The following is a 17977-nucleotide window of genomic DNA, read 5'->3' on the forward strand; positions in this document are numbered from 1 at the left end:
TCAGGCGCGTCATCTTATCATAAGGCAACCATGATATTGTTCTGACCCGTCCGTAAACTGATTGCCCTGACACCAGGAATTGTGATGAAGCTGCCGTTGTCCGTTTATTACATCACCCAGAACGAAGAAGTGCGATTGCCAGAGTCCCTGGCGAAGGTTTCCGGCTGGGTTGATGAGATTATCGTAGTTGATTCCGGGAGCACTGACCGAACCCGCGAAATTGCCGAAGCTGCCGGTGCAAAGTTCGTGCATAACGACTGGCGGGGTTTTGCCTGTCAGAAAGCCTTCGCCGCTAGCCTGTGCCGCAATGACTGGGTTCTGGATCTCGATGCAGATGAGGTGCTGTCGGACGAACTTGTGGCCAATATCAAGGCCCTGTTTTCAGAGCCGGTCGACCCCGACATTGCCGGGTTTAGGATGCGATGGGTGCTGTCCCAGCCGGACCCCCGGCATCCGTTCCGTCATGACAAATCAAAGAAAATCCTCAGGCTCTACAATCGCAACAAAGCGGTAATTGAGCCCGAAAAAGACAGCAACAATGACCGCCCCCAAGTGAAAACTGGCCGGGTTCTGGATCTAAAGGGCGATGTGTTGCATCGCACGCTGATTTCCCTGGAGCAGATGGAGCGCAAGTACTGCCAGTTGTCGACGGAGCAGGCCCGCTTCATGGCCGCAAAGGGCCGTCGAATCTCCAGTGCCCGGTTGTTCGCGGAGTTCCCCCTGAAGTTCCTGAAGTATTACCTGCTTCACCGACAGATTCTGAACGGCTGGTTTGGCCTGAGTGTTGCGATCACTGCGGCCAACAGGAACTTTATGCGTCTGGCGAAGGCCCGAGAGATGCAGATGCTGTCCGAGTTTGAGAAGGAGGATATCCGGTAGGTTTGCGGTCAGGCACGACCGTCATAAGTTGTCCCGGTGACCGCCTACTGCACTCAAGTACAAAGCTTCTGTTTGTTCTGCCATGGCCTGGATCGTGAGTGTTTCGCGCGCAAACGCCATGGCGGGTTGCTGCCTTACCTTCAGTGTCTCCAGATCAGCGAGCGCTCGCCCTATCAGGTCCGCAAGGTCCCGATCCCGATGGCCTTTGCTGAGAGACGTTTCCGGAAGAAGATCCCGTGGCCCCGACACCGGAGTGGAGACAACCGGGCAGCCACTGAGTAGGGACTCCGCCAGTGCGTAGGGAAAACCTTCCCGTTCGGAACTGATCACCGTCAATTCAGCCCTGCTGTAGACTGACTCCAGATTGTCTCTGAACCCTGCCAGGGTGACCGAGTGTTCCAGTTCGAGACGGCGGATTAGCTGCTCCAGCTGTGACCGTTGGCTGCCTTCGCCGAAAATGGTCAGATGGCAGTTACTTACCGATTCGCCGAGCGTGGCCCAGGCTCTGATCAACGTATCAAAACCTTTGACGGACTCCAGTCGCCCGACAGCGATGACATTGGTGACTCCTGTCGGCAGTTCCGGGCCGTCGTCTGTTTTCAGTCGCCGGTTCCTGGTCTCCACACCGTTATAGATAAGCTGTTTCCGGGGGTGTCGCAGAGTTGCGAGAATCCGAGGGCTTACAGCTATGACCGCGTCGAGGCGGTCGAAGGCTTTGTGGCTGGATTTTGTGCCGTGCACCGTGCCGATGCGCGCACGGGCAAGTTTTCCGGTTCTAGACACAAGTTGCGCAGCCTTGTTGCCCTGCGCATGCAGAATAGCCGGCGTTATGTCGCGAAGTCGCCGGCGGAGGGCGAGTTGGAGCCAGAGGTTCCGTCGCCCGAGTTGAGCGGGCAGCGGATGAAAGTGGACCACGGCAGGAAACCTGTCACGGTAGCTTTTATGGCCGAGAACATGGACGCTGTGCCCGCGTTCCGCCAGCGCGCCCGCAAGATCCGCGGTGTGCTGTTCCATGCCGCCCCAGGTGGTTCCGGGTGTGGCGACCAGTAGGGCAATGGTCAATCGGGCTGGGGAGGTCATGATCGGCCGTCGGCGCTTTTCAGTACCTTCTCATAGACCTGCAAGGTCGCCTCGGTTTGCGCTTCCAACCGGAACCGATAGGGGATCTCGATGGCGGAAGGTTTGGCCTCCATCAGCCGGGAAACAGTTGCGGCAAATGCTTCGACGTCGTCCGGTGCCACCAGGCCATCCCGGAAGCACGCCTGCAGGGTTTCCGCCGCTCCGCCGCGATTATAGGCCACGACCGGTGTTCCGGAGGCCAGGGCTTCGGTCACCGTCCGGCCAAAAGGTTCCGGTTTAGTGCTCATGTGGCAGACCACATCGGAGAGCAGGTACAGGTTGGTCATGTCGTTGCGCTGGCCCAGAAAGCTGACCTTTTCGGTCAGGTCCAGGCGAGACCGCTCTTTCTCCAGTTCATCCAGGAAATGCTCCTTGCCGGGCTCCGCACCACCCACAATAATACCGTGGCAATCGGGCCGCTCCCGCACCAGTTTCGCCATCATGGCCAGGAAATCCAGCTGTCCTTTCCAGCGGGAAATCCGCCCGGGCATCATGATGATTTTCTTGCCGGCAAGCTGTGGATACTGTCGGAACCAGCGGTCCAGCCATTGCTGTGGAAGCTCCCGCTGATGAAAGGCATCCACATCGACACCCCGCTGGATGACGGTCAGCTTGTCCTCGGGAACCGGGTAGTTATTCATCACGTAATCCCGCACGCATTGGGAGACTGCGATTATGTGATCGGCGCGGGTCATGATGGCGCTGTAGGGTGTGACCGAATACATGCCATGGAAGGTTGAGACAACCGCCGGGCGTTCGCGTCTCGGGATGCTCTTCAGGGCCAGGAAGATAATCCAGGCGGGCATGCGTGAGCGAACGTGAACGATGTCCGGTTTCAGCTCAAGAAGCAGCTTCCGCATCGGCAGGATTTGCCCGAAGGAGGCCGGGCTCTTCCGGTGTATCGGCATGAAAATGTGCTTTGAACCCTGCCCCCGCAGTTGCTCGGCCATGGGGCCGCCCTTGGAGACGACAAAGGATTCGTGGCCGCGTTTGACGAGGTCGGCGGCGAACTCTACGGTGCCTCTCTCTACACCGCCGCTGTACAGCGCCGGAAGTGCCTGGAGAATTCTCACGGTTTGCCCCCCTTGTGCAGGCGTTGGTTGGCTTTCTGGCTTTTTGGCAGCAACCCTTTTTCTATCACCCAACGTGCTGCGCGGTTGGCTTCCCAAAGGGGCTGGTCATGGTCGGCCCTCCCTGCCATGACACTGGCGTGGTCCGTCCACCTGGCGACATACCCTTCCCGGAGCAGCCGTTCCACGCCATCCACAACCCGGCTACCGGATCTGGCCGGTAGTTCGAAAAGTCCTGTGGGGACTCCTGAGGTCGCCGCTTCACAGACCATGGACATGCTGTCCGGTGTTACCCACACCGCCCGTGAGGCGGAAAGTTGATGGCTTAGCCAGTCCTCGTGGGTCTGCTCAGGGTGAACAACGGTAATCCGGAGCCCGGCCATGTCGTCGAGGCGCTCCTGCATGGGCTCCGGTGTTCGCCGGGAGGTGCTGATGGTCCAGCGCCAGTCGGGGTAATGACCGATCAGGTGCGATATCTGACCCAGGACGACATCGTCGTCCCAGTCGAAATGCGGTGAGGGCCCGCCAATAAGTAACAGTGCTTCTCGTTTCTCGGTGATTCTGGCCAGGGGGGTGATGGTATTCAGAACGCCCTCGGTTAGCAGAACGCGCGGACCTGGCTGCACGCGATCATGGGCCGGAATCAGGGCGCCGCTGACCAGAGACAGAGGGAACGCGGGCTTCATTATGACCAGTGTCCGGGTTCCACGAAATTTTCGCAGCGACAGGAGAAGGCGATGCGTGCCAGACCCGGCGGCGATAACCAGGTCCGGGCGTGGCAGTGACGGCTCCATTCTCGGTGAAGAACCCAGCAGTGCACGCCAGAATGGTATTTTCATACCGGTGGCGTCGATCCAGTAGGTGCTTGCTCCGGCCAGGACGCGAAGCCGGTTGCCCAGCCCCTTCAACTGGTTCCTGTGGCCCGGCTTGTTGTCGGTCAGAAGCCACACCACGGGTGTGGATGCATCCTGCGTTCTGGGGTCAGGTTTGACCATGGTGTTCCGGCATGGACAGCCGGCCTCCGTGTTGCCTGAATTCTTCGTTACCGGCGTTTGTAGAATCCCGGGTCGTTCTCATCCGGTCGGGTCTTGAAGCGCCGATGCATCCACAGATATTGATCCGGAGCGCGCCGCACTTCCCGCTCGATAGTCTGATTGATCAGTGTTGCATCCTGAAGATCATCGCCACTGGGAAAGTTCTCAAGCGCAGGGTGGAAGTAAATGTCGTAACCTGGTCCATCGTCACGCCGGAAATGACTGAACGGAACCACCTTGCAGCCGCTGCGCTCTGCAATTCTGGACGTGGCGGTAATCGTGCCCGCCGGTATTCCGAAGAAGGGCGCAAACACAATGTCCTTGCGACCGTAATCCTGATCGGTGGCATACCAGACTGCGCGGTTTTTCTTCAGGCTGCGAAAAAGACCCCGCAGGTCTCTGGCGCCCAGCACGGTGCCATAGCGGCGCTCCCGGGCTCTCGTCATTACCGCGTTCATCAGCGGGTTGTTATGATCCCGCTGCATGACATCTGCTTCGATGAACTGGGTTACAAGGCTCCCGCCCAGATCCAGAGTGCTGTAGTGGCCTCCCAGTAATAAGACGCCTTTGCCGCCGGCCAGGGCCTGTTCGAAGTGCTCAAGGCCGTGCACTTGCGTGATGCCTGTCAGCTTGGCCGGATCACGAAACCAGGCAATGCCCAGTTCCAGTAGACCAATGCCATTGGCAATAAACGCTTTCCGAACCAGCGCAGACTGCTGGGCGGCCGTGAGTTCCGGGAAGCACAGGCGAATGTTCACCTCGGCAATGTGCCGCCGACTGCTCGCCAGGTGGAATGCCAGCAATCCGGCCAGCTTGCCCAGCCACCACTGAAGGCGTATGGGCAGCCGGGACACGCACCACATCAAGGTAATTCCCAGCCAGGTGGGCCACCAGCGGGGATGGCGGTAGGCCGAGTAATCCGTATTTCGCGGTAATTTGCGGTATTTCTTTTTCACGTAAAGCGGGTCCTGCCAAGTCGGAATTGATCGACGGAGGCACAATGGCCCAAGCGATCAATCGGAAGCAAATCAATAGGTTTTGCGATATGATAGCGCACTGTTTTGCCCGGAGTCCTGTGTGCTGCAATTTATCTATTCCCAGCTTATTCGCTTGATTCTGCCGTTCATCCTGCTGCGTTTGTGGTGGAACGGACGTCGAGCTCCGGATCTCAGGCGTAACTGGTACCAGCGTCTGGGCATTGTGCCTCGGGCGAGCGGCACGGTTGTGTGGGTTCATGCCGTTTCGGTCGGTGAAACCATAGCGGCTGCCCCCATGGTGCGGCGCCTGCTGGCCCGGAACCCGGGTATCACTATCCTCATGACAGCCATGACCGACACCGGCCTGGCCCAGGCGCGCAAAATGTTCGGTGATCAGGTGCAATACGCCTATGCACCCTATGACACTCCAGGTGCTATCCGACGCTTCCTGGACAGGGCCAATCCCCGGATACTGGTTATCATGGAGACGGAAATCTGGCCGAACATGATTCGCCAGTGTCGGGCCCGTCGGGTTCCTGTGTTTCTGATCAACGCCCGCCTGTCTGAGCGATCCGCCAGAGGGTACGAGCGTATTCGCGGCCTTGCCGCTCCTATCATGCGCAGTATCAGCTGGGTTGCCGCCCAGGCCGAAAAAGACGCTGAGCGGTTCCGACGAATAGGCGTTGCACCTGCCAAAGTAGCCGTCACGGGTAGCGTAAAGTTTGACGTGGATATCCCGGAGGATGTGCGGGCATCGGCCTTGACGCTTCGGCGAAAGCTGGCGGGCCGGCCGGTCTGGATTGCGGGAAGCACCCACGGCAGCGAGAACGATCAACTACTTGTGGCTCATGAACAAGTGTTGCAAGAACACCCGGATGCGCTGCTTATCCTGGTGCCGAGACACCCCGACCGTTTTGAGCCAGTGGCAGAAAAAGCGGTGAAGGAAGGGCTTACACTGGCCCGTCGCTCCCGAGGAGACGACCCCGCACAGGCCCAGGTGTATCTGGGCGACACCATGGGGGAGTTAATGATGCTTTACGGAGCGAGTGATCTGGCCTTCGTTGGCGGCTCGTTGATCGAGCGCGGTGGTCACAACCCCCTCGAACCCGCCGGGTGGGGGATTCCGGTATTTTCAGGCCCTTACATTTTCAATTTCGAGACAATCTACCAGCGTCTGCTGGACGACCGGGGCGTAAAGCTGGTTGCCGATGCGGATGAGCTGGCCGCCCACGTGTCTTCGCTGTTTAGTGACGAACAAGAGCGTGAAGCGATTGGCCGCAGGGCGCTGGAGGTTGTGAACAAGAACCGGGGCGCTCTCGACAAGGTGGTCGACGGTATTATCGAACGGGTCTGACCGGCTCTGGGGAAAGGTGAGCGCGAGCCCGCAGGCCCGCCCTTACTGTCACTGGGTCGGGTCGTCCAGTGTTTCTTCTTCGTTTGCCAGCGCCTCGATGCCCGGGGCGGCGGCGCTCAGCCAGTTGTTCAGCTCGATCAAGTCCTGGGGGCTCAGGGTGCCGGCTGCCTGTTTCAGCTGAAGGGAGTTGATCACATAGTCGTAGCGAGCGTTAGCGTAATCTCTCAGCGCAACATAATAGGCTCGCTCCGCATCCAGCACTTCCACGATGTTCCGGGTTCCTACTTCGTATCCGGCCCGGGTGGCGTCCAGTGCGCTGCGGCGGGAAACGATGGTCTGCTCCAGTGCCGAGGCGGTTTCAACGTTATTGTTTACCGTCAGGAACAGGCTTCTCGTATTTACGCGAACATCGCGGCGAACGGTGTTTAGCGACTGCTCGGCAACGGTTACCAGCGAGCGCTGCTGGCGGACGCCTGCCTGTGTGCCACCACCACTGTACAGCGGCACATTCAAGGTGAGGCCGATGGTCCCGCGTGTGGTGGTGCCATCCTGCTGACTGGTGATGGGCGCGTTGGCGGCGTCAATGCCGCTGAGGTCCGTTTTCCCATAGGATGCGTTCAAGTCCACCGTCGGGTAGTGGCCGGCCTTGGCTTCACGAAGTCCGGCCTCGTTCGCATTCAGCTCGTACAGGGCGGACTGGATGGACCAGTTCTGCTCCAAAGCAGTTGCTTCCCAGGCTGACGGGTCCATCGGATCCGGGCGACCAAGGGGGAAGTTCTGGCGCAGGTTGTCCAATTCCTCCGCGTACTCGCCGGTCAGTCGGGCCAATTGCTCCCGGGCTACGTTGAGCTGGTTTTCGGCAGCAATCCGCTGGCTCTTGCTGTCGTCGTAGCTGGCCCGCGCCTCGTAGACTTCGGTAATGGCAATCAGACCCACATCAAAGCGTTCCTGGGCTTGTTCGTACTGGCGCTGGATAGCGGCCTCTGTTGCCCGTGCGGTGGTGACGGTATCTCTGGCTCTCAGCACGTTGAAGTAGGCGGTTGCCACATCCAGGATCAACTGCTGCTGGGCCAGGTTGTATTCTGCCCTGGCAGACTCCGTCTGGAACTTGCTGGCATCGTAGCGGAACCAGGCGTCGGCCCGGAACAGTGGCTGGGTAAGCTGAACACCGTAATTCAGCTCCCGGTAGCTGGTGTCCTGGTTGGGACCGTCCACATCAATGTAATTGCCCTCACCAAAGGCACCGATCTGGGGAAGCAATGCGCTCTGGCTGACATCGCTTGCCGCCTGTTGGGCTTCAAAGCTTGCCCGGGCTGCGGCAATACCGGAGTCGTAGGAAAGTGCTTTCTCATAGGTCTCGACCAGATCCATGGAAAGAGCGGGCTGTGCCGCCATGAGGCCAATTAGTCCGGAAAGCAATTGCTTCTTCATTCTATCTCCTGAATACAGTTACGCATCGTTGCCCGGTAGTCGGGGCGCGCGTGACTGGCGCACACGCAGCTTTGCCCCGTTTGATGGGCCGACGGGTCTGGTTGGCCATTATGGACAATAATTGCCCGCAGCTCTACACTTGCAAATGGCACCCATTCTGGGTGTCATGCTTTACAGATTCGCGTCTTGACGGGGTGCTGGTCTGCTTTCCGATAAAACTGGAAGCAACCGGCTGAGATTGCATCGCAGAACCCGCGACCTGATCCGGATAATACCGGCGTAGGGATTTAAGACCACAGTGCTGACTGACCAGTGTTCTCCCCAGAGGGAATCCGTGTCGAGAGCTCCGTCATACGCGACCCGAAATCCAAAAATTGTTCCGGGAGCGAATGATGACCGACTTGCCTGATTACCTCAGTGATTCCGCCCAGGTGGATTCCGCCGCCATTAAGCCCCTGCCAAGTTCACGCAAAATCTACGTACAGGGTAGCCGACCCGATCTACGGGTGCCCATGCGGGAAATTACCGTGCAGGACACGCCCACTGAGATGGGCGGGGAAAAGAATCCGCCGGTGGCGGTGTACGACACATCGGGCCCCTACACCGATCCGGAAGCCACCATTGACCTGCGCAAGGGCCTCAAGCCTCTGAGGGCAGAGTGGATTGCCGAACGGGGTGATGTGGAGCAACTGCCCGGCTATTCTTCGGAATTCACCCGCCGCCGCATGAAAGATCCGCAGCTCGACCCGCTGCGGTTTATGGATGAGCGCAAACCGCTGCGTGCCAAAGCGGGCCATAACGTCTCCCAGATGCATTACGCCCGCCAGGGCATTATCACGCCGGAGATGGAGTACATCGCCATCCGGGAGAATATGAAACTGCAGGAAGCCCGGGAACAGGGGTTGCTGAAAGATCAGCATCCTGGTCAGTCCTTCGGCGCCAATCTGCCGCCGGAAATTACGCCTGAGTTTGTTCGCGATGAGGTGGCCCGCGGACGCGCAATTATCCCCGCCAATATCAACCACCCTGAAATCGAGCCGATGATCATCGGTCGCAATTTCCTGGTGAAAATTAACGGAAACATCGGCAACTCGGCCGTCAGCTCGTCTATCGAAGAGGAGGTGGAGAAGCTGACCTGGGGCATCCGCTGGGGTGCCGACACCATCATGGATCTGTCCACCGGCAAGAATATCCATGAAACCCGGGAGTGGATCATCCGCAACTCACCGGTGCCCATTGGTACCGTGCCGATATATCAGGCTCTGGAAAAAGTGGGCGGCGTGGCAGAAGACCTGACCTGGGAAATCTTCCGAGACACACTGATTGAACAGGCCGAACAGGGCGTGGATTACTTCACGATCCACGCAGGTGTGCGCCTGCATCATGTGCCCATGACCGCGAAGCGCACCACCGGCATCGTCTCACGGGGCGGCTCAATCATGGCCAAGTGGTGTCTGGCTCACCACAAGGAAAGCTTCCTCTACGAGCATTTTGAAGACATTTGCGAAATCATGAAGGCGTACGACGTATCCTTCAGTCTTGGCGATGGCCTGCGCCCCGGCTCCATTGCCGATGCCAACGACGCAGCCCAGTTCGGCGAGCTGGAAACCCTGGGTGAGCTGACCAAGATCGCCTGGAAACACGATGTGCAGTGTATGATTGAAGGGCCGGGCCACGTGCCCATGCACCTGGTGAAAGAGAACATGGACAAGCAGCTCGAATGCTGCGACGAAGCGCCTTTCTACACCCTGGGGCCGCTGATCACTGACATCGCCCCGGGATACGACCACATCACCTCCGGCATCGGCGCCGCCATGATCGGCTGGTACGGCTGTGCCATGCTTTGCTATGTCACACCCAAGGAGCACCTGGGCCTGCCCAACAAGGACGACGTTAAAACCGGCATCATCACCTACAAGATCGCAGCCCACGCCGCCGATCTGGCAAAGGGGCACCCCGGCGCCCAGATTCGCGATAATGCCCTCTCCAAGGCCCGTTTCGAATTCCGCTGGGAAGACCAGTTCAACCTCGGTCTGGACCCGGACACCGCCCGCGCGTATCACGACGAGACATTGCCGAAGGAATCCGCGAAGGTGGCGCATTTCTGCTCCATGTGCGGTCCCAAGTTCTGCTCCATGCAGATTTCCCAGGAAGTTCGGGATTATGCGAAGGAGCACGGCCTTGACGAGATATCCGCGGTGGATGCTGGTATGCAGGAGAAGTCCCGCGAGTTCGTGGAGTCCGGGAGTAAGCTTTATGACAAGGTTTGAACTTGAAGTAATACCCAAGTAAAGGCTATCGTTCCAAGTCGATTCAACGACCGGACAAAAAATGGCCAAACCGTTCCAGTTCAAAGCCAACGACGTAACAGTCGAAAAACGTGAAACCGTCTTCCAGGGCTTCTTCCGCATGGATAAGCTCTGGTTGACCCACCCGCGTTTTGATGGCCGGGACATGCCCGTATTCACACGTGAGCTCTTCATTCGTGGTGATGCCACCTGCGTGCTGCCCTACGATCCGGAACGGGACGAAGTGGTTCTGCTGGAGCAATTCCGCCTTGGTGCGCTGGGCCGCGACCAGTCGCCGTGGCTGCTGGAGCTCGTAGCCGGTATGAACGAAGATGGTGAGAGTCCGGAAGAGGTGGCGCAGCGGGAAGGCCAGGAAGAGGCCGGTCTTACCTTTGAACCACTGGAAAAAGTCTGCGATTACCTGGTGTCCCCGGGCGGCAGCACCGAGATGATTCACCTGTACTGTGGCCGGGTGAGTACCGAAGACGCTGGCGGGCTCTATGGCATGGAGCATGAGCACGAGGACATACGTGCCCATGTTGTCTCGTCGGACGATGCCATAGCGATGATCCACGATGGCCGCATCAATAACGCGGCCGCCATTATTGCCCTCCAATGGCTCGAACTGAATCGGGCCCGTTTGAAGAGAGAGTGGCAGTGATGGGTGAGTGGACCATGAAACCCAGGCGGTACGTTCCGGATCTCAGGCAACTTGGTGCCCTGTGTGATGGGAACTATCAGCGGCTTCGGAAGCTGCGGCAACTGGAAGTAGACGGCAAGCCCGTCTGCGAATTCGAGCTCCACCGTGAAAACCATTACCTGGGGCGCGTTCGGATTCAGGTGCTCCAGACCGCCAGATTCACTGAAACCCTGCTGCTTGAGCAGGTCCACAATTCCGGACGCTGGCTCAATAATCCTCAAATGACCGTGCGGGTTTACCACGATGCCACTATGGCAGAAGTGATCAGCTGTTACCGTGATCGCCAGATAGCCCCGGTTAATGATTACCCCAATCGCTTTATGCACCATCCCGACGAGAAGGTTCAGGTCAACGGTTTCCTTGCCGATTGGCTGGATTACTGTCTTCGGTTTGGTCACCTACCCATGGAGCATGCCGCCTGGTCTGCAGGTGAAGGCGTCGATTGAGACGGCTCATCCCGTACTAAAGTGGTGTGGCTATGGCTCTACGATGTGCCATAGTTGTCAAAAATTGCAATATTTCGCCAACGTCTGGCCAGAATGTGACTCCGGTTCGATTCCAAAGTGATAAATCCGCGAACCGGCGTCGTACACTTGGTTTAACACGACGTATTGCCAGTGAGTAGATCCAGAAAGCCATGACCATAAAGGAACAAGCCCGGCCACTGCGGGTACTGCAGCTGACTGATCCCCACCTGATGGCGAGTGCCGATGGAGACCTGTTGGGCGTCAAAACCCGGGAAAGCCTGCAGGCGGTTATTGCCGAAGTGCTGAAGGTTCACGGCCAGCCGGATCTCATTCTGGCTACCGGGGATCTTGCCCAGGACGGCTCTGTGGAGGCCTACCGTGTGTTTGGCGAGAGCCTGAAAGTATTTCCCTGCCCGTCCGTCTGGATTGCCGGCAACCATGATCATGCGGCCAACCTGGTGCAAGTCGCTGGCGAGTATGATGCCCGTGACCGGCATATTATCAGGGGGGGCTGGCAGTTCATTATGCTGGACTCCTCCGTGCCCGGTAAGGTTTTCGGAGCTTTACCCGATTCAGAGCTGGATTTCCTTGCCCGGACCCTGGAGCAGCACCCGGATGTGCCCGCGGTCGTTGCCTTGCATCACCATCCGGTCGATATCGGTTCTGACTGGATGGAAAAAATAGGGCTTACCAACCGGGATGCGTTCTGGCAGGTGGTCGATCGTTTCCCTCAGGTCCGGATCGTGTTGTGGGGGCATATTCACCAGGAGCATGAGCGCGAACGTAACGGCGTGCAACTGCTGGCCACACCGTCCACCTGTATCCAGTTTACCTCCGGTTCCAGCAAGTTTTCGGTTGAGGATCTTCCTCCTGGCTACCGTTGGCTTGAATTCCACGACTCCGGGGACTTCACCACGGAAGTCCGCCGGGCCAGAGATTTCCAGTTCGAGCTGGATCAGAACAGCTCGGGCTATTGAAGGCTTGCCCGTAGTTCCCTAGCCGCAGCGACCATGCTTCTCAACGCGGGAACCACCTCCTCCCACTGGCGAGTTTTCAGGCCACAGTCAGGATTAACCCAAAGCCGCTCCGCCGGTATCCGCTCTGCTGCTTTCACCATCAATGATCGGATCTGCTCGCTGTCCGGAATGTTGGGTGAGTGTATGTCATAGACCCCGGGACCGATGTCGTTCGGATACTGGAAGCCACGGAAGGCATCGAGAAGCTCCATGTCAGAGCGTGAGGTCTCGATAGTGATGACATCCGCATCCATTCGGGCGATGGCTTCAATAATGTCGTTGAATTCCGAGTAGCACATGTGGGTGTGGATCTGGGTTTCGTCGCGAACGCCATTTGCAGCAATCCGGAAGGCTTCGATGGCCCATTCCAGGTAGTCGTTCCAATCGGACCGCCGCAGTGGCAGGCCCTCTCGCAGGGCGGCTTCATCGATCTGGATAATGCCGACACCGTCAGCTTCCAGGTCAAGCACTTCCTCCCGAATTGCCAGGGCCAGTTGACGGCAAGTCTCCCGCCGTGGCTGATCGTCCCGCACAAACGACCAGTTCAGGAGGGTGACGGGGCCGGTCAACATGCCCTTCATGGGCTTTTCGGTGAGTGACTGGGCATAGCGGATCCACTCGACGGTCATGGCCTTCGGCCGAGAGATATCGCCGAACAGGATGGGTGGTTTTACGCATCGGGAACCATAAGACTGGACCCAGCCAAACTGGCTGAAAGCATAGCCGTCCAGCTGTTCGCCGAAATACTCGACCATGTCGTTGCGCTCGGCCTCGCCATGGACAAGAACATCGAGCCCGAGGGCCTCCTGCTCCGCGACGCAGCGCTGCACTTCCTCCTGAATCCGACGGGTGTAATCCGCCTCTGTCAGCTCGCCCCTGCGGAACTGCAGCCGGGTCTGGCGGATATCCCGGGTCTGGGGAAAAGACCCGATGGTGGTAGTAGGGAAGTGTGGTAAACCTAGTTTCTCCTGTTGAATTGCAATGCGCGCGGGGTAAGGGCTTTGCCGCTGACCCAGCGTCGGACTGATGTCCTCGATGCGTATCTGGACGCAGGCATCATGCACTCGTTCAGACGTTTTCCGGCTGTTTGCGGCTAGAGTCGATTCTGCAAGCTCTTTGCGAACGGCTGCCCTGCCATGATTCAACGCCTTGGAGAGCGTATTCAGCTCATCCAGCTTTTGAATTGCGAATGCCAGCCAGCTGCGGATTTCCGGGTCCAGCTTCTGTTCGCTCGTGAGATCGACAGGCACATGCAGCAGCGAGCAGGAGGGCGCAAGCCAGAGACGGTCTCCCAGTTTTTCATAAACCGGTTCCAGCCAATCCAGGGTTTTCTCCAGATCCGTTCTCCAGATGTTCCGGCCATTAATGACGCCCAGAGACAGCTGCTTGTGCGGAGGCAACCAGTCAGCGACCCGGGCAACTTCCTGCGGGGCACTGATGGCATCCAGATGCAATCCCGCTACAGGCAACTCACAAGCCAATTGCAGGTTTTCACGCAACTCACCGAAGTAAGTGGTCACCAACAGGTTAGGCGCGCTGGTTTTAAGGTGGTGGTAGGCCAGTATGAAGGCGTGGCGCCAGTCCGCATCCAGGTCGGTCACCAGGGCGGGTTCGTCTACCTGGACCCAGTCGACGCCATGTGCGGCGAGCCGGTCCAGAAGTTCTGAGTAAACAGGCAGCAGCAACTCCAGCAGCAAGAGTCGGTTGCTTTGATCTTTGGCCTTGCCCAGCCAGAGATAGGTGACCGGTCCAATGATCACCGGCTTCGGGGTGAACCCCTGAGACCGGGCCTCTCTGATCTGTTCGATAAGCCGGTCGGCATTGAGCTGGAAGCGGGTATGCTGATGAAACTCGGGCACGATGTAATGGTAATTGGTGTCGAACCACTTGGTCATTTCCCCCGCCTGGACGCCGCAGCAGGACGATTCCTGGCCGGAGCGGCCCCGGGCCACCCGAAAATAGCGATCAAGCTCGCTGCCTCCGGTGTCGCCCACCCTCTCGGGCAGATTGCCCAGGGTAAAACTCATATCCAATACCTGATCGTAAAAGGAGAAGTCGCCCACGGGTACCTGGTCCAGTTGGTGTTGGTTCTGCCAATGCCTGCGCCGAAGATCGGCACCGGTAATCTGCAGTTCCTCCTCGCTGATCTGGCCTTTCCAGAAGGCTTCCTGGGCAAATTTCAACTCGCGCCGGGCGCCAATACGCGGGAAGCCGAGAGTGTGTGTGGTTACCATGATGTGTCCTCTGCCTGGTTCTTTGGTTTGAAAGAAGGGCAGAGTATCCGTCTGACTGAATGAATAATAATGGTATTATTTCAATTTAGAATGAATTTTGGTCATGTATGGGGCGTCAATGATCGAGAGAAACCATCTGGAGATTCTCAGGGCGGTCAATCAGCAGGGTTCTCTGACGGCGGCGGCCGAGCGCCTGCACCTGACCCAGTCTGCCCTCAGCCATTCCGTTCGTAAGCTGGAACAGCAGCTGGGTACCGACATCTGGGTGCGGGAAGGGCGGCAGCTCAGGCTCACACAGTCTGGTGAGTATTTACTCTCGCTCGCCAATAGGCTGTTGCCGCAGATGGAGCATGCGGAAATGCTGATTGGTCAGTTTGCCAGGGGCCAGCGTGGCACGCTGCGGATCGGGATGGAGTGTCACCCTTGCTATCAATGGTTGCTGAAAGTGGTCGGACCCTACCTGGAAGACTGGCCCGGGGTGGATGTGGATGTGAAGCAGAAATTCCAGTTCGGCGGCATTGGCGCCCTGTTTGGTCATGACATCGATATGCTGGTGACGCCAGACCCCTTGCACCGCCCGGGCCTGGTCTTCGAGCCGGTGTTCGACTACGAGCAGGTGCTGGTGGTGGCGGCGGACCACGCGCTGGCAAGCAAAGCCTGGGCCGAGCCCGGGGATCTGGAGAAAGAAACCCTGATTACCTACCCGGTGGAGATCGAACGCCTGGATATCTACACCAGCTTCCTGTTGCCGGCCCATGCCAGTCCAGCGCGGCATAAAACCATTGAGACCACCGATATCATGCTGCAAATGGTCGCCGCAGGCCGTGGGGTGGCCGCGCTTCCTCGCTGGCTGGTCGAGGATTACGGGGCCCGGATTCCGGTTCGGCCGGTGCAACTGGGTGAGGCGGGGATCCCGAAACAGATTTTCCTGGGCCTTCGTGAGCGTGATCGGGATGTGGATTACCTGAATTCGTTCATGAAGCTGGCACGTGAGGTTCGCTGGAGTTAACGTCTTCAGTTAAACTGCGCAAAAAATTCGTTCAGGAAACCAGACTATGAGTGAGATACCCGCAGATCTGAAATACATTGAGACCCATCAGTGGGTTCGCGTGTCCGATGACGGGACGGCGACGGTCGGCATTACCGATTTTGCCCAGGAGCAACTGGGTGATGTGGTTTACATCGGTGTTCCGGATGTGGGCGTTACGGTCAACGGTGGCGAGGAGGCCGGTGTGGCAGAGTCGGTCAAGTCGGCGTCGGATGTGTTCAGCCCTGTGACGGGTGAGGTTATCGAGGTGAATGAGAGCCTCGAGGATGAGCCGGAGAAGGTCAACGAAGACCCCTATGGGGATGGCTGGCTGTACAAGGTGAAGCTGGCGGATGCTGGTGAACTGGATGGCCTGATGGACTCCACCGCTTACGCGGAGCATGTGGCTGCCGAGGAATAATCCCTCGTTTTTTCTTTCTCAGGTCATCTTTATGAATTTTCCGGTTCTGTATCTTCGAAAAGGCGCAGAGCGCCGTCTCCGTGCTGGCCATCTCTGGGTTTACAGCAATGAGGTGGACACCCGTCGGAGCCCGTTGACGGAATTCGAGGCCGGTGTTCAGGCGGAGCTTCGGGCTTCGAATGATAAACCCCTGGGTACAGTGTTCGTGAATCCCCATGCGTTGATTTGTGGCCGACTGATCAGTCGGGACCCGGGCCATGGTATGACGCCGCAGCGGTTGACCCAGCGGGTAGAGGCTGCGCTTGCGTTGCGGGAGCGGCTTTTTGATAAGCCGTTTTACCGCTGGGTGTTTGGCGACAGTGACGGCCTTTCGGGGCTGGTGATAGACCGGTTCGATTCCACGGTGGTGGTGCAGATTTCCACGGCCGGCATGGAGGCCATGAAGGAAGCGGTTGTTCGGGCGGTTCAGCGGCTGGTGCATCCCGAGGCGATCATCCTCAAGAACGATGGCAAGATGCGCAAGGTGGAGGGGCTGGCTACCTATGTGGAGCAGGCCCATGGTGCTGAGATCAATCTGCTGGAGGTTGAGGAGAACGGCGTCCGCTTCGAGGTACCTTTGGAAGGCGGTCAGAAGACCGGCTGGTTCTATGATCATCGGATGAACCGTGCCCGTTTGCAGGCATATGCGCCGGGTAAACGGGTCCTCGATGTGTTCAGTTACGTCGGTGGCTGGGGTATTCAGGCCGCTTGTGCAGGCGCCACCCAGGTGACCTGCGTGGATAGTTCGGCCAGTGCCATTGATTCGGTTCACCACAACGCCAGGCTCAATGGCCTCGACAATGTGGAAACCATTGAGGGCGATGCGTTCGAGGCCCTAAAGGCCCTGGCGGATGAGAAGGAAAAGTTCGATGTGGTGGTGCTGGATCCGCCGGCACTGATTCCCCGGCGCAGGGATCAGAAGGCGGGTGAAGAGGCCTATGCCCGGCTCAACCAGCTCGGTCTGCGATTGCTGGAGCGCGATGGCATTCTCGTGTCCGCTTCCTGTTCCATGCACCTCTCGCAAGACAAACTGGTGGACATCATTCGTGGCAGCGGCCGGAAAATCGACCGCTTTGTCCAGTTGCTGGAGCAGGGGCATCAGGCCCCGGATCATCCGGTGATTCCGGGCATCCCCGAGACTGACTACATCAAGTCCTGCTTTGTTCGCTCACTGACCGGATTTTTCTGAAGCCGGTGAAGGCTGGGCAGACTGAAGTCGGGGTCAGATGAACGCTTTCATCTGACCCCCTGTTCAAGTCTTAACCCCGCAGAGACATCACTTTCCAGCCGGCATCCCTGGCAAATTGCTCCAGGGTCGGGTCCGGGTCGACGGCTACCGGGTTAGCCACTTTCTTCAGCAGCGGCAGGTCGTTGTGGGAATCACTGTAGAACCACGCCCCCTCAAGAGTCCGGTTGTGGGCAGCCAGCCAGTCATCCAGTCGTGTGACTTTGCCATCCTGAAAGCTTGGAGTCCCGGCCACTTCGCCTGTGTACCGGCCGTTGACCAGCTCAGGTTCGGTGGCAATCAAATGTTCGATCCCGAGGGCTTCGGCAATGGGCTCAGTCACAAACCGGTTGGTGGCGGTGATAATCATCAGGGTGTGGCCCTGCTCCCGATGGCGGTCCAGCAGCGCCTCCGCACTGGCTTGCATCATGGGGCGTACCTTTTTTGCCATGAAGGCTTCCCGCCACGCGAGTAGCTCTTCCATGTTGTGGCTCGCCAGGGGCTGAAGCGCAAAGCCCAGGTAGTGCAGGATATCCAGCTCGCCGTTCAGGTATTCCTGGTAAAAGCGGTCGTTGGCCCGGCGGTATTCCTCGGCATCGACAATGCCTTCCTCCACCAGAAATTCACCCCAGGCGTGGTCGCTGTCGCCGGCCAGCAGGGTGTTGTCCAGATCAAATATTGCGAGCGTCAAGCGGT

General features: G+C 58.4%; 16 protein-coding genes and 1 riboswitch. Of the genes, 9 read left to right on the top strand and 7 right to left on the bottom strand.

Translation table 11 applies throughout. The features are described 5' to 3' along the window. Nucleotides 1-84 precede the first annotated feature (84 nt). Entirely contained in the window at nucleotides 85-879 is a 795-nt protein-coding gene (locus tag QZ534_RS07820) for a glycosyltransferase family 2 protein (RefSeq protein WP_296933401.1), read from the top strand. A 21-nt stretch (nucleotides 880-900) separates the two neighbouring features. Here QZ534_RS07820 and QZ534_RS07825 read toward each other — a convergent pair whose 3' ends face one another. Genes QZ534_RS07825 through lpxL form a run of 4 tightly spaced genes read right to left on the bottom strand, consistent with a single transcriptional unit; the run spans nucleotide 901 to nucleotide 5058 of the window. Beyond that, entirely contained in the window at nucleotides 901-1959 is a 1059-nt protein-coding gene (locus QZ534_RS07825; RefSeq protein WP_296933403.1) for a glycosyltransferase, read from the bottom strand. After that, complete coding sequence (locus tag QZ534_RS07830; protein WP_296933405.1) at nucleotides 1956-3071, bottom strand: glycosyltransferase family 4 protein; 1116 nt, start codon at nucleotides 3069-3071, stop codon at nucleotides 1956-1958. Before QZ534_RS07830 ends, QZ534_RS07825 begins: the two co-directional genes overlap by 4 nt. Then, on the bottom strand, nucleotides 3068-4063 hold the full coding sequence (locus tag QZ534_RS07835; protein WP_296933406.1) for a mitochondrial fission ELM1 family protein: 996 nt from the start codon (nucleotides 4061-4063) through the stop codon (nucleotides 3068-3070). The genes QZ534_RS07830 and QZ534_RS07835 overlap by 4 nt, the downstream gene beginning before the upstream one ends. A 47-nt stretch (nucleotides 4064-4110) precedes the next feature. Next, entirely contained in the window at nucleotides 4111-5058 is a 948-nt protein-coding gene (lpxL, locus tag QZ534_RS07840) for an LpxL/LpxP family Kdo(2)-lipid IV(A) lauroyl/palmitoleoyl acyltransferase (protein ID WP_296933408.1), read from the bottom strand. Nucleotides 5059-5179: 121 nt separating this feature from the next. Between lpxL and waaA the strand changes: the two genes are divergently transcribed. After that, a complete protein-coding gene (gene waaA, locus QZ534_RS07845) occupies nucleotides 5180-6433 on the top strand; it encodes a lipid IV(A) 3-deoxy-D-manno-octulosonic acid transferase (protein WP_296933410.1) in 1254 nt (417 codons plus the stop codon). 48 nt (nucleotides 6434-6481) lie between these two features. Here the strand turns inward: waaA and QZ534_RS07850 are convergent, their stop codons facing one another. Next, complete coding sequence (locus QZ534_RS07850; protein ID WP_296933412.1) at nucleotides 6482-7864, bottom strand: TolC family outer membrane protein; 1383 nt, start codon at nucleotides 7862-7864, stop codon at nucleotides 6482-6484. A 180-nt stretch (nucleotides 7865-8044) separates the two neighbouring features. Next, nucleotides 8045-8168: riboswitch (TPP riboswitch) on the top strand. Between the two features lie 88 nt (nucleotides 8169-8256). On the opposite strand from QZ534_RS07850, the gene thiC reads away from it, so the two are divergent. The 4 genes from thiC to cpdA all read left to right on the top strand — a co-directional run bounded on the left by thiC (nucleotide 8257) and on the right by cpdA (nucleotide 12296). Beyond that, nucleotides 8257-10134, top strand: coding sequence for a phosphomethylpyrimidine synthase ThiC (gene thiC / locus QZ534_RS07855; protein ID WP_296933414.1), 1878 nt, complete (start codon nucleotides 8257-8259; stop codon nucleotides 10132-10134). Between the two features lie 61 nt (nucleotides 10135-10195). After that, nucleotides 10196-10813, top strand: coding sequence for an NUDIX domain-containing protein (locus tag QZ534_RS07860; protein ID WP_296933416.1), 618 nt, complete (start codon nucleotides 10196-10198; stop codon nucleotides 10811-10813). After that, nucleotides 10813-11298 (top strand): DUF1249 domain-containing protein, encoded by a 486-nt coding sequence (locus tag QZ534_RS07865; RefSeq protein WP_296933418.1) that lies wholly within the window; start codon nucleotides 10813-10815, stop codon nucleotides 11296-11298. Before QZ534_RS07860 ends, QZ534_RS07865 begins: the two co-directional genes overlap by 1 nt. Before the next feature lie 191 nt (nucleotides 11299-11489). Further along, a complete protein-coding gene (gene cpdA / locus QZ534_RS07870) occupies nucleotides 11490-12296 on the top strand; it encodes a 3',5'-cyclic-AMP phosphodiesterase (protein ID WP_296933420.1) in 807 nt (268 codons plus the stop codon). Here cpdA and metE read toward each other — a convergent pair. Further along, the gene (metE, locus tag QZ534_RS07875; RefSeq protein ID WP_296933422.1) at nucleotides 12290-14569 is read right to left on the bottom strand and encodes a 5-methyltetrahydropteroyltriglutamate--homocysteine S-methyltransferase; all 2280 of its coding nucleotides are present in this window, start codon (nucleotides 14567-14569) and stop codon (nucleotides 12290-12292) included. The two genes, cpdA and metE, sit on opposite strands and share 7 nt — an antisense overlap. Before the next feature lie 118 nt (nucleotides 14570-14687). Between metE and QZ534_RS07880 the strand changes: the two genes are divergently transcribed. Genes QZ534_RS07880 through QZ534_RS07890 form a run of 3 tightly spaced genes read left to right on the top strand, consistent with a single transcriptional unit; the run spans nucleotide 14688 to nucleotide 17245 of the window. Beyond that, nucleotides 14688-15578, top strand: coding sequence for a LysR family transcriptional regulator (locus QZ534_RS07880; protein WP_296933423.1), 891 nt, complete (start codon nucleotides 14688-14690; stop codon nucleotides 15576-15578). A gap of 46 nt (nucleotides 15579-15624) precedes the next feature. Then, nucleotides 15625-16017 carry a glycine cleavage system protein GcvH gene (gene gcvH / locus QZ534_RS07885; protein WP_296933425.1) on the top strand — a complete coding sequence of 131 codons (393 nt, stop codon included), beginning with the start codon at nucleotides 15625-15627 and terminating at the stop codon, nucleotides 16015-16017. A 31-nt stretch (nucleotides 16018-16048) separates the two neighbouring features. Then, nucleotides 16049-17245, top strand: a complete 1197-nt coding sequence (locus QZ534_RS07890; protein WP_296933427.1) for a class I SAM-dependent rRNA methyltransferase — start codon at nucleotides 16049-16051, stop codon at nucleotides 17243-17245. A 70-nt stretch (nucleotides 17246-17315) separates the two neighbouring features. Here QZ534_RS07890 and QZ534_RS07895 read toward each other — a convergent pair whose 3' ends face one another. Then, nucleotides 17316-17972 carry an HAD family phosphatase gene (locus tag QZ534_RS07895; RefSeq protein WP_296933429.1) on the bottom strand — a complete coding sequence of 219 codons (657 nt, stop codon included), beginning with the start codon at nucleotides 17970-17972 and terminating at the stop codon, nucleotides 17316-17318. Between the last annotated feature and the right edge of the window lie 5 nt (nucleotides 17973-17977).

The sequence above is a fragment of the uncultured Marinobacter sp. genome (assembly GCF_913055835.1).
In the GTDB taxonomy this organism is placed as follows: domain Bacteria; phylum Pseudomonadota; class Gammaproteobacteria; order Pseudomonadales; family Oleiphilaceae; genus Marinobacter.